This window comes from Pelagibius sp. (genome assembly GCF_965227505.1).
Classification (GTDB): domain Bacteria; phylum Pseudomonadota; class Alphaproteobacteria; order Kiloniellales; family Kiloniellaceae; genus Pelagibius.
This window is the reverse complement of record NZ_OZ245757.1, coordinates 1,530,861-1,545,193: the sequence shown is the minus strand read 5'-3', so window position 1 is coordinate 1,545,193 and position 14,333 is coordinate 1,530,861. Positions and strand designations below refer to the sequence as shown.

Below are 14,333 nucleotides of genomic sequence, written 5' to 3'. Positions count from 1 at the left end.
AATCATCCGTCGATGGCCTTGTTCCCGATGGCGGCGAACTCGTTGGTCCAGGCCGCCCCCAGATCGTCGAGCGGTCCCGAGATCTCGCCCCCGGCGACAAGTGCGTCCTGCCATTCCTGCCAAACCGCCGCCGGGTACCAGCCCAGGCCGTTGCTCATGTCGGTCGGAATGGTCTTGGAGCGCACCGCGTCGAACAGCGCGGACTGGAACTCCTTGTCTTCGCCCTCCTGCGGGTTGCCAGCGGCCAGATGCGCGAGCACGGCGTCGCGGTTGGCATCGTCCAGCGCGAACGCGTGGCCGCGGGCGAAGGCGCGGCTCCAGCCTTCGACGAGCTCGCGATCTTCGCGGATGGTGTCGGCCATTGTCGCAATTCCGTTGCCGAAGAAGCGCGCGAAGTCGGCGGGCGTGATGTCTCGCACCGCCATGCCGCGCTGGTTCAAGATCGCCGCATCCGCGGTCGACGAGGAGTAGGCGTCGATTTCACCATTGAGGAAGGCCGCGGTCGCCGGGCCGCCGTCGCCGACGGTCAGGAACTCGTAGTCTTCGCCTTCTCTCATTCCGGCGCCGGTCATCACGTTGCGGGCAAAACCCACTTCTGCGCCATCGGCAGTGCCTGTGCCGATCACCTTGCCGCGCAGCCCTTCGATGTCCTGAACATCGGAGTCTTCCTGCACCACGATGCCAAAGTTGCTGCGGGCGGCAACGTTATAGATGTGGACCGCGTCCACGCCGCGCGAGCGCGCGGCAATCAGGGGGCCGGGGCCGGGGCGGCCGAAGTGCGCCTGTCCCGCCGAAAGCGCCTGAAGCACCGCGCCCGATCCGTTGATCGCCTCGACCCGTACGTTCAGGCCTTCTTCCTTGAAAAAGCCTTCGCCGATGGCGACGAAGACGGGGAAGGAGTTGATGGCTGAGGGGCTCGGCTGCACAAAAGTGATGTCGCGCATGCTCTGCGCAAAGCCCTTTGTTCCCAGCAGGCCTGCGGCCGGAATCGCTGATAGCAATGTGGCGGTGAATGTTCTTCTGTTCATCATGATTGTTTCTCCTCCCTTTTGTGTTTTGCCTCTGCGCCACACTGTTCTGCGGTGGAGGCCTTTCAGACGGCGCGCACGGGGTTCCTGAGCGTGCCGATCTCGGAAACTTCGCAAACCACCGTGTCGCCGTGCTTCAGGAAGCGCGGCGGTTCCATCGCGTAGCCGACGCCCGATGGGGTGCCGGTCGCGATCAGGTCACCGGGTTCCAGGGTCAGGCCTTCGGACACGGAAGCGATCAGGGTCGGAATGTCGAAAATCATGTCCGAGGTGTTGCCGTTCTGGCGCTGCTCGCCATTGACCGAAAGGCCAATCGACAGGGCGTGCGGATCGCTGATCGCGTCGGCGGTCACGATACTCGGGCCGAGTGGGCACGACCCATCCAAACCCTTGCCTTTGAAATACTGCCCGCCGTGGCGCCGCTGGATGTCCCGGGCTGTGATGTCATTCAGGATGGTGTAGCCGAAGACGTGATCGTAGGCATCGGCTTTGGCGATGTTGCGCCCTGACTTGCCGATCACAACCGCCAGTTCGACCTCGTAGTCGACGGCCTCGGAGACCGAGGGAAAAATCAGCACGTCGCCATCGGGCGGTACGATCGAGGTGGGTGGCTTGGTGAAGAACACCGGGTACTCGGTCACGCCGACGTTCTGCTTCTGCGCCCGGTCGCCCTCTGCGATATGCGCTGCATAGTTGCGTCCCACACAGAACACGTTCTTGCGCGGGACGGGTATCGGTGCCAGCAGCGGTGCGTTCGCGGGGGCCATTGCGTCTGCATGTTTGCCTGCCTCGGCCTCCGCCACGAGGCCGCGCAGCGCTTCCAATGAGCGCGCGCCGCCCTCAATCAGATGCTGCATCGAACCGGCGCGCAGCGCGTCACCCTCGGGGCCGCGCAGATCCTGTGCGGCCCGCGCGATGTTCAGCATCATGCCGTCGTTCAGGATTGCGACGCAAACGGCGCGACCGTCCACGGAAATGGTTGCCAGTTGCACCCGGCGCTCCTCCCTTTGTGCTTTGCGGCGGTCGTAGCGTTCCAACCCGTGGGCTCGCTGCGACCTCGCCCTTTTCATTGATTTTTTGCCGACTTATTGCTTCGATCAATCAACCAATCACCAAATTGGGTGAACCTATGGACGAAACGAGCGACCTCGCGCAAAGACTGCGCGATCTGATCGACAACGCCGGATACCGGCACAATGACCGTGTGCCGCCCGAACGCGAACTGTGCAAAGTGCTTGGCACCACGCGCAACCATCTGCGCGGGGCCTTGGCCGAACTCGAGGCGCAGGGGCGTATCTGGCGGCACGTGGGGCGCGGCACGTTTGTCGGGTCGCGTCCGGTGCTTAATCTGAAGGACGTCACCTACCTGCGCGACCAGATCAAACCCGCCCAAGTGGTGGCGGTCCGCTTCACCATCGAACCGGAACTGGGTCGTCTGGCTGCGCGCCACGCGACCCGCTCGGACCGCGAGCAGATGAAGCTCTGCGCCAACCGCTGCCGGTCTGCCGAAGACTGGCGTACCTACGAGGCATGGGACAACAACCTGCATCACGCCATCGCGCGCGCCACGCGCAATCAGCTTTTCCTGTATTTTTTCGAGACGCTGAACTCGGTCCGGCGATCCATCGTCTGGGGACAGCCGCGCGAGACCCGCAAGCCGGCGCGTGATCACTCCAGTTTCAGCGAACACGATGCCATCGTGGCGGCTATCGCCGCGGGAGACGGCGATCTCGCCGCGCGCGCGATGATCGGTCACTTGAAATCGGTCTATTCGCGTCTCTTGCCGGAGAGCATTCCGGCCGACGTCTGACGTCGCGCCGCACCTCGACCAATTCCGGAAATGGTTGGGGTCGAATGAGACCGAATCTCTTGCAAATCAAGAGAAAAGATCGCGATTACTCTCACGGCAGCTGTGTCCGGCCATGAGGGGCGCGGCAGGGGGCGCAATGAGACCGACCGCTCCAAAACCAGACCCTTGGCAGTCAAGCGCTCAGGAGGAGAGCAATGTCCGATCATGTCATCCCGGCACCGCAGGTGCATGTCATCCCCACTGGCGGGGGCGGCACATTCCCTGTACGTCGGGTTTATTGCATCGGCCGCAACTTCGCGGCGCACGCCGTGGAAATGGGCCACGACCCCAACCGCGAGCCGCCGTTTTTCTTTCAGAAGAATCCCGATAACCTTGATGCCTCGGGCGAATTTCCCTACCCGCCGCATTCCACGGACGTGCACCACGAAGTGGAACTGCTCGTTGGCCTGAAATCCGGCGGCACGAACATTCCGTTGGACAAGGCGCTCGACCATGTCTGGGGCTATGGCGTTTCGCTCGACATGACCCGCCGCGACCTGCAAGGCGAGGCGAAGAAGATGGGCCGTCCCTGGGAGATCGGCAAGGCATTCGAGCGCTCGGGTCCGGTCGGGCGGCTGCTGCCTGTCTCCGAAGTCGGTCACCCCGACCATGGGCGCATCGCGCTGGTTGTGAACGGCGATCTGCGCCAAGAGGGCGACCTGAACCAGATGATCTGGAAGGTCCCCGAGATGATATCTTACCTTTCGGAGTATTTTGAGCTTCGTGCCGGCGACGTGATAATGGCCGGCACTCCGTCGGGCGTGAATGCCGTGCAGCGGGGTGACACCATGGAGGCGACCATTGAGGGGGTCGGGGCGCTGACTGTCAAAGTCGTCTGATCCAAACGGGAGATCGGACCGGGTCGATGCTGCAAGCACCGCTCCGGCCACGTCATTCGAATTGATGTTGCGGTTGGGCTCAGCGGGCGCATCTGACTCGCGCTGAAGGCATGGGATTTGTCTCTTGTGTGCGGTCGTGTCGGCCGGCTCTCCCGCACTCCCAGGTGTGCGGGGGTAGGTTCGCCTGCCCAGGTGCCGCGAAGGTTGCTTGGGTCATACTGGCGAATTGAAGCTGGCAAGATCCAAGCACCAGGAATATCTTCGCCAGGTGACTCTCACGAAAGAACGACTGTCCCGAGGCGGCGGACTACTCTCTGTGGCGCCCATGATGGACTGGACGGACCGCCACGAGCGGGCCTTCCTGCGTACCATCAGCCGGCGCACGCTGCTCTATACGGAGATGGTGACCACCGGCGCCATCCTGCACGGCGACCGCGACCGCCTTCTGGCCTTCGGCGACAGTGAGCATCCGGTGGCGCTTCAGCTCGGCGGGTCGGAGCCCGCCGACCTTGCCGCCTGTGCCCGGGAAGGTGCGGCGCGGGGCTACGACGAAATCAACCTCAACCTTGGTTGCCCCAGCGACCGTGTGCAGCGCGGGCGCTTCGGCGCCTGCCTGATGACGGAGCCGGCGCTGGTGGCCGACTGTGTTGCCGCCATGATCGATGCGGTCGACGTGCCGGTGACCGTCAAGACCCGCATCGGCGTCGACGAACAGGATTCCTACGCCGCGCTCACGGCCTTCGTGGCCCGGGTGGCGGCGGCCGGCTGCCGCAGCTTCACGATCCATGCCCGCAAGGCCTGGCTGAGCGGGCTCAGCCCCAAGCAGAACCGGGAGGTGCCGCCGCTGCGCTATGAGGTGGTCTACGCCCTGAAGCGGGACTTGCCGGAACTGGAGATCGTCCTCAACGGCGGTGTGATGACCCTGGACGAGGCAGAGGCGCATCTGGCCGAGGTCGACGGCGTGATGATCGGCCGTGCCGCCTATCAGTCTCCCTACATACTCGCGGAGGCCGACCGGCGTTTCTTCGGCGAAGCGGGCGGGCCCTTGAGTCGCGAGGAGATCGTCGAAGCCTACCTTCCCTATGTGGAGGCGCGCCTTTGCGAGGGGGTGCCGCTGAAATCGATTGCCCGTCATATGCTGGGCCTGTTCAACGGCCTGCCCGGCGCGCGCGCCTGGCGGCGCCACCTCTCGGAGGCCGCGCATCAGCCTGACGCAGGCCCCGAGGTTCTGCTGGCGGCCCTGGACCGTCGTCGCGGCTCCGCCGAGGGGCGGCGCGCGGCCTAGCCCGGGGTGATCAAGGGCCCGGCCAGATGCTTCCTTTCAAACGGCGCCCCGCCTCAGTCGGTCAGGGTCCTCTTGCGGTCCTGCCAGAGTTCCAAGAGGGCCAGAGCGGCCACAGCACCGCCAAGCACAATATGCACGGTGCGAAGCGCGCCGCCGTAGTCGAGCACGAAGGGGGCCGCAACAATCCAGAGGCCGCAGACAAGCTCAACGGCCTCTTCCCATCGCTGCAACGACATGACTTCCAGCAGGGCCACCATAGTGATGAGCACGCCGACGAGGCCGGTGCTGATTGCGACGGCCGTGTTGGCTTCGGTTCCGACAAGAATGGGCGAGAGGACGATCAACAGGCCCAGGCCGGCCGAGCAGAAATCCTCCCAGCCGCGATGCTCGGTGATCCATCGTCTCTTGACCGAGGTGTTCATGACAACTCCTCCTTCCAAGCTGCTAGGGAGCAGCCTGGGCGCCCATGAGGAGTCTGCGTTTACAGTGCCGCAAGACCCCCCGATCGGGCGCCCGGGCACCTGTTTCCAGAGAGTCTAGCTGGGCCGAAGCCCGCCAACAAGCCTGACATCAGCGCGCAGCTCGGCTTGATGGTGCGCTGCAGCGCCCGAGTCGGCCGGCTGTCTGTACCTTGGTCCAGCGACGCAGGGGTCCTGCATCAGAAGAACCAGGAGAGCCTGATTTCGAGGAAGCTGTCCTTCTCGAAGCCGCTCAAGAGGCCGTTTTCGTCGATGTTGTCGAAGAGCTGACCTTCGATCTCGAGATTCAGACTGTCGCTGAGGCGCCGTTCGAACTCGACGCTGAAGATTCGCTCTTCCTGATCGGCATCCAGGATCACCCCGGCCAGCAGTTCGGTGTCCTCGACGTCGTTCAATGCCAGGCGGGCGCCGAGAAAGAGATCGTCTTCGAAAGGCGTTGCTGGGGTTTCGTCGTCGCGGCCGTCGTGCAGGTATTCGGCCAGCAGGCCGAGATCTGCGGCGCTTTCAAAGATACCGAAGAGGGTGTACTCGAACCCTCCGACGGCGGCGAAGAAGCGGTCGCCGTCATGGCCGTCGCGGGTGAGCGCCTCCAGCTTCAGCAGCCAGGGGCCGGTCGTGTACTGGGCATCCAGACTGGTCTGGTGGATCAGGTCGTAGCGCTGTCGGAAGGAGAGGTTGCCGTCGCCATCGGCCCGCGGGATCAGCCGTGGCTCGCGGCTGGTGCCGTAGAAGTGTGCGAGGCCGATGTCCCAACCCCCGAAGGTCTGGGAGTAGCGCAGGGCGAAGTCGACGTTCCATTCCTCCAGGCCGGATTCGTAGGAGACATCGTCGTCGTCGATCGGCAGGGGGCCACGCAGGCGCGCGTCGTCGTCGGGGAAAGTGCGCTCACGAAAACCTGGCAGGACGAAGAAGCTGAGCGTGCCCCAGTCCCGCAGCAGGTTCAGGTTAAGCATCGGCTGGCCCAGCTTGTCTTCCTGATCGGGGCTTTCCACCAGGTCTGTCTGGTTGACGATGTCGACCAGGTGGCGGGATTCGACGACGCCCCAGAAGACCTTGCTGATACCGACCACCGTGTCCCAGTCATCCTCGGCGTGATACCAGCTCAGCTCGCGGATGTCGGCGTGGGTGCGGTTGTCGTCGTCGGCGTCGATCCGCAGGAAGGGGATGAAGGTGATGCGGTCGTCCCGGCGGTTCCAGCGATAGCGCAGCTCCGGCTGCAGGACCAGAGAGGGGGAGATGTGGCTGTCGTCCTGGTCCGGAAACTTGGCACCCTCCGGAAAGGCGCGAACTTCCCCGGCCACGAAGCCGGAGAAGTCGAAGTCCTGGCCTGAAGCGGACTGCGGAAGTGCAAACCCAAGCACGAAAGAGGCGGCGAGAAGGCTCACCGCCCCCGGTCTTCCCAGACGCGGCATGCTCAGCGCAGCCGCTTCAGGCGGTTGGGGTTGAAGTCGCGCTCATTCACGCCGACCCGGAACTCCCACTCATCGAAGGTCAGCCGCGTCGTTTTTCCGGTCTGGTGGTTCACCATGTGCTGGTCGTCCGCCCGCCAGTACTGGTCGAGATACTGGTTGTACTGGCTGAGGCTGAGGGTCTTCAGCAAGGAGTCCTTGCGGTCGTAGAAGTCGATCCTGATCGGCCGGTATTCCTGCTGATCGATCCAGGTCACCTGGCGCGTATAGCCGGAGTTCTCATAGCGTGGAAAGCGCTCGATGACGAAGCAGTCCAGGCCTTGCGCCGCTTCGCCACAGGGCTCGTCGCGCAGCCAGCGGTAGCTGTACTTGTCGACCTCTTGCGACAGCAGGTCTTCGTAGGCGAACTCGCTGCCGACGAAGGGTCCGGACTTGTTGGCCGAGGAGATGCGCTTTACCCGCTTCAGAGCCGGCAGGTAGAGCCATTGGTCGTCGGGATCGAGGATCTTGGTGAAGCTGAGGAAAGCCGTGCCTTCGATATCGCGGGGATGGTCGAAGACGACCAGCGATTTGTCACCCTCAGAGCGCTCGGGGACCTCCAGGGTCTGGATGCGCAGCTCGCGGGTGCTGCTCTGGCCCTGCTTGTTGGTCAGCACCATCTTCAGGGTGGAAGCGGAGTCGCCGAAACCGAGGTCGCGGCGGTCCACCTCCTCGGCGATGGCGAGGCCCTTTTCCTCGGGCGTCTCGGCGAGAGCGGCCGCTGCGCCCAACGGGAGGACGGCCAGCGCTGCAGCCAGCGCCCGGCTATTCACCGACTTGAGGAAGGGCTTTGGGGTGTTGGGCATGCTTCTTCTCCTTGTCGATCGCAAGCAAGAGAGGGGGCAGGAGCAGGAAGTCGGCGACCAGCGCGGCAAAGATCGCCAGCGCCGTCAGCAGGCCGAGGCTCTGGTTCAGCTGGAAGGCTGAAAGCGCGAGCACGGCAAAGCCGGCAACCAGGACCGCGGAGGTCACCACGAGGGCGCGCCCGACTGTGGCGAAAGCGTAGCGCACGGCATCCTCCGGGCTGGCGCCCTTCTCCCGCCGGGCGCGCAGGTACTTGCTGAGGAAATGGACGCAGTCGTCGACGATGATGCCCAGGCTGGTTGCCGCGACCACCGAGGACGCAAGGCCGATCTCGCCCACCAGAAGCCCCCAGATCCCGAAGGCCATGACCGCCGGGATGACGTTGGGCACGATACTGAGCGTGCCGATCCTGAGACTGCGCAGAGCGACGATCAGCGACAGCGAGATCAGGACCAGCGCCAGGCCGGTGCCGAAGAGCATGGACTGGATGTTGCGCTCGGAGATATAGGCGAACATCACGAAGGGACTGGTCGCCTCGGTCGCCGAGGCCGGAATGTTGTCGGCGATCCAGGCTTCCGAGTTCTGCTTCAGGACCCGCGCTTCGCGGGTGGTGATGTTCTCCAGCGTGGCCAGGAACCGCATGGAGGACTTGTCGACGTTGATCTGGTTGTTGAGATCAAGGCCGTAGGGCAGCGACATTTCGAAGAGCAGCAGGTACTGCGCCGCGAGGTCCCGCTCGTCGGGCAGACGGTACCAGTCCGGATCGTCGGCGTGCATGTTCTTGTTCAGTCGCCGGAAGATGTCGGTGATGGTCTGGACGTGCACCACGCCCGGCTGTTCGCGCAACCACTGTGAGAACGCATCGACCTTCGCCAGATACTCCGGCTCGCTGATGCCGCCTTCCGCGGCGGCCGGCAGCGAAAACTCGATCTGGTAGATGCCGGAAAGATTCTCCATCGCGAAGTCGGTGTCGGCGCGGAACTGGATGCTGGGATCGAAGTAGTTCACGAACTGATCGTTCAGCTCGATCCGCGGGATCCAGACCGCCAGGGCGATCACCAGGGCCGACATGCCGTAGAGCAGCACCTGCCGGCGGCGCAGCACGAACTCGGCCAGCTTCTGCATCAGATCGCTGCGTGCTTCCGTCTGCTGCTTGACGCGCAGTGGCACCACCGCAAGGAAGGCGGGCAAAAAGGTGACGGAGTAGATCCAGGCCGCCATAACGCCGATGGCGGTGATATTGCCGAGATCGCGGAAGGGGGGCGCATCGCTGAAGTTCAGCGAGAGGAATCCGATGGCGGTGGTCAGCGAGGTCAGGAAGACCGGATGGAAGTTCACCCGCAGGGACTCGACGATGGCCTCCTGCTTGCTGGCGCCATGACGCATGGCGTGAAGCAGGGTCACCAGAACGTGGATGCTGTCCGCCACCGCGAGGGTGAGGATTATGGTCGGCGCCGTGGAGGAGGGGGGCGTCAGGTTGATTCCCAGCCAGCCGGTCAGGCCCATCGCGGTCCCGGCGGAAAGGCCGATGACCAGAACCGTCACCACCGTACCGGCCACCGAGCGCAGGAAGATCAGGAGGCCGGCGACGATAATGCCGTACATGATGGGAATCAGGGTCGAGAGGTCGACGAAGCTTGCCTCGCTGAAGGCGTTGTTCAGCGCCACCAGTCCGGTGGTGGCCACGATGATCTCCGGGTTCGCCGCCTCGAAAGCGGCAATCATCTCGCGCGCCGCCGCCATTGCGGTCGGTACTTCGGCCTCGCTTTCGCCCGGCAAGGTGAGCGTGACGTTGACGCCCGTCGTGCGCGCGTCCGGGGAGATCAGACGGTTCACCAGAAGCGGCTCGCTCAGGGCCACGGAGCGGATTGCCGCAATGCGCTCCGGGGTCAGCGCCTCGCGGCGGGGCACCAGATCCTCCACGGTCAGATCGTCGCCCTCGGCGTAGCTGTGCTGGAAGTTCGTGATCGAATCGACACGGCGCGAGTAGGGCAGTTGCCAGGACTGCTCCGTCAGGTCCTGGATCGCCCGCAGGGTCTTCTCGGTGAAGACCTCCCCCTCCTTGGGCTGCAGGACGAAGAGGATGTTGTCGTCCTTCGTGTAGACCTGCTGCATCGCCTCAAAGGCGGTGAGTTGGGGGTTTTCCTTGCTGAAAAAGACCCGGTAGTCGGTGGAGAAGCCTAGAAACTGGCCGCCGCTGGCGAAGCCGGCTGCGGCGGCAAGGCACAGCAGAATGACCAGCCAGCGGTAGCGGATCATCAGCCAGGCATAGGGGACGATCCAACCGGCCCGCGCGCTTTCTGGACCGTTGGGCCCCCCGGGCGATGCGGGTCCGGAGCCCGACGGGTCGCCGCTCTCGGCCTTGGTTTTCCTGGAATCTGCCATGATTGCCGTCCTGTGGTCGCCCGCCTGCCTGCGATTGTGCTAGCGTCGGGGAGATGCTATAGAGGTAAACTACACCGTGCAGTTTACCTCGACAGTTTACAGAGGAATCTGAACCCAAAGTCAAGCCGCCGGTTATGTCGCAATCGATTACTGATGACAGCCTCCTGACGGAACACCCGGGAGAGGCCCCCCGAAAAAAGGCCGAAGAACCGCTATCGCCCAAACAGCAGGCGATTGTCTTGGCGGCGGCCGAGCTGTTCCTGCATCAGGGTTATGGCGCGGTCTCGATGGACGCCATCGCCGCCAAGGCGGAGGTCTCGAAACGGACGGTCTACAGTCATTTTCCGGGCAAGGACGCGCTCTTTGCCGCGGTCATGATGGGTCACTGCGACAGTGTTGCCGGCATCGGCCACCTGCACCTGGACCCGGATCTTGAGCCCGAAGAGGTGCTCTCAGATCTGGGCCGCCGCTTCCTGCCGCTGGTGACCTCTCCGGAAGCCGTTTCCCTCTTTCGCATCGTGGTTGCCGAGGCGGGGCGCTTCCCGGAGCTGGGTCAGACCTTCTTCGACTGCGGGCCGCTCCGCTGGGTCGCCACGGTGGCGCCTTACTTTGAGGAGCAGCACCGCTGCGGCCGGCTCCACCTGCCGGATCCCGAAGGCGCCGCCGTCCAGTTCATGACCATGCTGAAAGACCCGCTGCACATGCGGGCCATCCTGGGCGTGCAGCAGCAAGTGACCGAAGCGGAAATCGAGGCGCATGTGAAGCGCTCGGTGGAGAGCTTCCTGAAGCTCCACCAACCGGTGTGAGCCCGCTACTTGACGATCTCGGACTCCGGCCGGAAAGCGTGAAAGACGAAGGCGAAGGTAACGTCATAGGCGACGTCGATCATCCCCTCCGCCGCTGAGCGCTGCACGGTCACGTTGCCGACGTCCCGGCCCTCGTCGATGGCGCGGGTGTCGAGGGCTGAGGCTTGCCCAGGCTCCCAATTCAGGACCAGGTCGCCGTCTTCGATTGTGCCCTTCTCGCGCAGCAAGGCCAGACTCCAGGCCTTGTCGCCGACAGCGACGACCCGCTGCATCGGCGCGATTCCCTCCGGCATTTCGCCGTCATAAAGGAAAGGCTCGAAGGCGCTGTCATAGCCGACATAGGGGTTGGCGCCATAGGGGCGCAGGCCGGGATTGTTGGGGATCAGCACCTGGCCTTCGGGGAAGCGCGCGGCAAAGCGTTCCCAGGATTCCAGGCGCGCCGGAATGATCGTCAGGCGGGTGCCCGTGCGCGCCCCGACGATGGCTTCGCCGAGGAACTGTTGCCACCAGCTCTCGGTCGCGCGGTCGTACATGACGAGGTCGGAATTGCGCAGCTTGCCGGTGGTGCCGAACTCGGTTACTTCGCCCGCCACGGTGCGCTCGAAGACGACAGCCGAGTTGCAGAGCGGGCAGTAGGTCACGGAAACCGGTACGCCGCCGACGGTATCGTTGACGATTTCGTGCCAGGTGAGGATGCGCAGGGGATAGGCCCGTGCATCGCCGTTGATCGAAAGGCCGATAACCGGTTCGGTGGCGCTGAGGTCCGTGACCTCGGCGACAGCCTTGAAGACCGGTTTGTCGATGGAGGGAATGCCGTCTTTCGGCGGCCCGCCGCTGCGGATTTCGTCAAAGCCGACGGAGGCTGTGGCGAAGTCGGTTTGCGGCCACTCCCGTGACCAGCGGTCCGGGTTGGCCGAAGCGCCGCCGCCGTCAAACGCGGGGGTGCTGGCGAAAAGCACCGCGGCGAGGCCCAGGACAGTCAGGCGGCGCCGGGTCGGTGAGGCGGCTGGCGTGGACATAGCCTCGATCATGGCGGCGTGAGCGCCATGGGGGCCAATCAATTTTCTTTGATGAACCGAGGCGGGAAGCCGTTAGCGTGGGGCGGCCGCCCGATCCAAAGCCGGGGCCAGAGCCGCGACCACGCGGTCGAGGACACCGGCCTGAGCGTCGGCGTAGGCCGTAGCGGCGGCCGCCAGGGCCCGCCGTGCCGCCGGGTCTGTCAGCAGGGCGTCCACGGCCGCCTCCAGCTCCGCCTTGTCCGCGACCCGGCGCAGCGCGCCGGCGGCCAGCATTTCTTCGGCCAGTTGGCTGAAGTTGGCGGTGTGGGGGCCGGTTAGAACGGCACAGCCAAGTCTGGCCGGCTCCAGAAGATTGTGTCCGCCGGTTGGCACCAGCGAACCGCCCAGAAACACCACCGCGCTCAGCTGGAGCCAGAGGCCCATCTCGCCCATCGTGTCGGCCAGATAGACGTCCGTTGCCGCCGTGACGGCTTCGCCGCGGCTGCGCTGCGCCACACTCAGACCCTGGGCCTGCAGGACGCTGCGCACGGCGGCGGCGCGGTTGGGGTGGCGCGGCACCAGCAGGGTCAGAAGACCCCTATGCCGGTCGCTCAAGGCCTTGTGTACCGCACCAGCGATTTCGTCCTCGCCTGCGTGAGTGGAGCCGGCGAGCCAGACCGGCCGCTCGCCGATGGCGGTGCGCATAGCCGCCAGCGATGCGGGCTCGGCGGACAGCGGCGGAGCGGCGGCCTTCAGGTCTCCGGGACAAGAGGCGTTGATGGCGCCCAGGTCCTGCAGATGGGCCAGGTCGCGCGGCGAGCGTGCCATAACGATGCTGAAATGGCGCAGGAGCTCGGCAATCAAAGGGCGGACACGCCGCCAGGAGCGGTGGGAGGCTGGCGAGACCCTGCCGTTCAGCAGCACCAGTTCGGTGCCGGCAGCGGCTGACATGTGGATCAGGTTGGGCCAGAACTCGGACTCCACCATCAGGCCGAGGGCCGGTCGCCAGTGATCGAGGAAACGGTGGACGGCGGCGGGCAGGTCGACCGGCACGAACTGGTGGATCACCCCCGTCGGCAAGCGATCCCGCATCAGCCTGGCCGAGGTGACCGTGCCGCTGGTCATCAGGAGGTTGAGGTCCGGCCGGTCCGTCCGCAGCCGCTCGATCAAGGGCAGCAGCGAGACCGCCTCACCGACGCTCGCGGCATGCAGCCAGACCACTCGGCCTTCCGGCCGCGCAAGCCCCGCCCGACCGAGGCGTTCGCCGATACGCAGCGGATCTTCCCGCCCCCGCGCCACCCGGCGCCGCAGGAGCGCCTGCACCAGCGGCGTGGCCAGGGTACCCAGGAGCGCGTAGCCACCGTAGGCTGCACGGGCGCCAAGCGATCCCAGGCCGCCGCCGGTCTCTTTCCTCCCGTTCGGCCCGGGGCCGTTCTCCACGTCCTGTGTCCCCACAACGATGTCCGTACCTTCCGCTTCTAGCGTTCAGGCTCTTGCGGCGTCGCTGCCAGGCTTGCCGCCAGGGCTTCATCTACACCGAAGGGGGGTGTCCAACCAAGGGCCTCGCAGGTGGGCCGGTTATCGATGGCGAGGGATTCGGTGAGGGCGGCAACGGCTGTGCGGCGATTCAGCAGGGCCCCGGCGAAGCGAAGCAGGACGGGCGGGCAGGGCCAAAGACGCACGCGCTGCCCCATGGCCCGGCCCATGGCGCGCAGCAGAGCGGGGGTGGAGAAATCGGCGCCGTCGCAGAGCGCCAAGGGCGCGGCGGGCGGGTGCTCGGCGGTGAGTGCAGCCTCAATGGCGCTCGTCAGGTTGCCGAGGTAGATCAGGCTGCGCCGGTTGTCGATCCCGGCCAACGGCAGGGGGAAGCCCCTTGCCAGCAGCTTTGCGAGGCGGGGGAAGTTTCCCGGTGCCCCGGGTCCGTAAACCAGCGGTGGGCGCAGGATGACCAGGGTCATGGGGCTGTCGGCGGTGATTTCCTGAAGGGCGGCCTCGGCGTCCAGCTTGCTTTGCTGGTAGGACGTTGCCGCGGCGGGGTCAACGGCGGCCTGTGCCGCCCCGATCGAACTCAGGAAGATCAGCCGCTCCACGCCCGATCCCAGGGCCTGACGGGCCAGGGCGGCGCTCCCCTCCACATTGACGCGGTGAAAGGCCGCGCTGGGGTCTGCCGCGCCTTCGCGGAACACGTGCACGCGCGCGGCGCAGTGAACCACGGCCTGGCTTCCCGCCAGTGCCCTGGTCCAGTCAGTCCGGCTGTCCAGATCACCGACCACGGCCGGCTCCACGCCGGCCGGCAGTTTAGCCTGCGGCCGTCGGATAGCGCCCCGGACCTCCCAGCCCGCGGCCAGCAGATGCCGGCTGAGCGCCGCGCCGATAAAGCCGTTGGCTCCGGTGACGAGAACCCGCGGCACC

Annotated in this window: 13 protein-coding genes; 4 read left to right on the top strand and 9 right to left on the bottom strand. The window is 65.3% G+C overall.

The window, feature by feature from the left end; all coding sequences use genetic code 11:
* Window positions 1-2: 2 nt before the first annotated feature.
* The gene (locus ACO06P_RS07400) at window positions 3-944 is read right to left on the bottom strand and encodes an ABC transporter substrate-binding protein (protein ID WP_420349361.1); all 942 of its coding nucleotides are present in this window, start codon (window positions 942-944) and stop codon (window positions 3-5) included.
* A gap of 149 nt (window positions 945-1,093) precedes the next feature.
* Window positions 1,094-2,065, bottom strand: coding sequence for a fumarylacetoacetate hydrolase family protein (locus ACO06P_RS07395; RefSeq protein WP_420349360.1), 972 nt, complete (start codon window positions 2,063-2,065; stop codon window positions 1,094-1,096).
* 92 nt (window positions 2,066-2,157) lie between these two features.
* Here ACO06P_RS07395 and ACO06P_RS07390 point away from each other — a divergent pair, with 92 nt between their 5' ends.
* From ACO06P_RS07390 to dusA, 3 genes are all read left to right on the top strand, one after another.
* Complete coding sequence (locus tag ACO06P_RS07390; RefSeq protein ID WP_420349359.1) at window positions 2,158-2,838, top strand: FadR/GntR family transcriptional regulator; 681 nt, start codon at window positions 2,158-2,160, stop codon at window positions 2,836-2,838.
* Between the two features lie 194 nt (window positions 2,839-3,032).
* Complete coding sequence (locus tag ACO06P_RS07385) at window positions 3,033-3,716, top strand: fumarylacetoacetate hydrolase family protein (RefSeq protein WP_420349358.1); 684 nt, start codon at window positions 3,033-3,035, stop codon at window positions 3,714-3,716.
* 325 nt (window positions 3,717-4,041) lie between these two features.
* Window positions 4,042-5,001 (top strand): tRNA dihydrouridine(20/20a) synthase DusA, encoded by a 960-nt coding sequence (gene dusA, locus ACO06P_RS07380; RefSeq protein WP_421938185.1) that lies wholly within the window; start codon window positions 4,042-4,044, stop codon window positions 4,999-5,001.
* A 53-nt stretch (window positions 5,002-5,054) separates the two neighbouring features.
* Here dusA and ACO06P_RS07375 read toward each other — a convergent pair whose 3' ends face one another.
* From ACO06P_RS07375 to ACO06P_RS07360, 4 genes are all read right to left on the bottom strand, one after another.
* Window positions 5,055-5,423 carry an SPW repeat domain-containing protein gene (locus ACO06P_RS07375; protein WP_420349357.1) on the bottom strand — a complete coding sequence of 123 codons (369 nt, stop codon included), beginning with the start codon at window positions 5,421-5,423 and terminating at the stop codon, window positions 5,055-5,057.
* A gap of 236 nt (window positions 5,424-5,659) precedes the next feature.
* Complete coding sequence (locus ACO06P_RS07370) at window positions 5,660-6,865, bottom strand: hypothetical protein (RefSeq protein WP_420349356.1); 1,206 nt, start codon at window positions 6,863-6,865, stop codon at window positions 5,660-5,662.
* Between the two features lie 29 nt (window positions 6,866-6,894).
* Window positions 6,895-7,734, bottom strand: a complete 840-nt coding sequence (locus ACO06P_RS07365) for an outer membrane lipoprotein-sorting protein (protein ID WP_420349355.1) — start codon at window positions 7,732-7,734, stop codon at window positions 6,895-6,897.
* Entirely contained in the window at window positions 7,694-10,117 is a 2,424-nt protein-coding gene (locus ACO06P_RS07360) for an efflux RND transporter permease subunit (RefSeq protein WP_420349354.1), read from the bottom strand. The genes ACO06P_RS07365 and ACO06P_RS07360 overlap by 41 nt, the downstream gene beginning before the upstream one ends.
* Window positions 10,118-10,356: 239 nt before the next feature.
* Here ACO06P_RS07360 and ACO06P_RS07355 point away from each other — a divergent pair, with 239 nt between their 5' ends.
* Complete coding sequence (locus ACO06P_RS07355) at window positions 10,357-10,923, top strand: TetR/AcrR family transcriptional regulator (protein ID WP_420349353.1); 567 nt, start codon at window positions 10,357-10,359, stop codon at window positions 10,921-10,923.
* Between the two features lie 5 nt (window positions 10,924-10,928).
* Here ACO06P_RS07355 and ACO06P_RS07350 read toward each other — a convergent pair whose 3' ends face one another.
* From ACO06P_RS07350 to ACO06P_RS07340, 3 genes are all read right to left on the bottom strand, one after another.
* Window positions 10,929-11,942 (bottom strand): DUF3179 domain-containing protein, encoded by a 1,014-nt coding sequence (locus ACO06P_RS07350; protein ID WP_420349352.1) that lies wholly within the window; start codon window positions 11,940-11,942, stop codon window positions 10,929-10,931.
* Window positions 11,943-12,014: 72 nt separating this feature from the next.
* Entirely contained in the window at window positions 12,015-13,376 is a 1,362-nt protein-coding gene (locus ACO06P_RS07345; RefSeq protein ID WP_420349351.1) for a 3-deoxy-D-manno-octulosonic acid transferase, read from the bottom strand.
* 23 nt (window positions 13,377-13,399) lie between these two features.
* Window positions 13,400-14,332 carry an NAD-dependent epimerase/dehydratase family protein gene (locus ACO06P_RS07340; protein ID WP_420349350.1) on the bottom strand — a complete coding sequence of 311 codons (933 nt, stop codon included), beginning with the start codon at window positions 14,330-14,332 and terminating at the stop codon, window positions 13,400-13,402.
* Between the last annotated feature and the right edge of the window lies 1 nt (window position 14,333).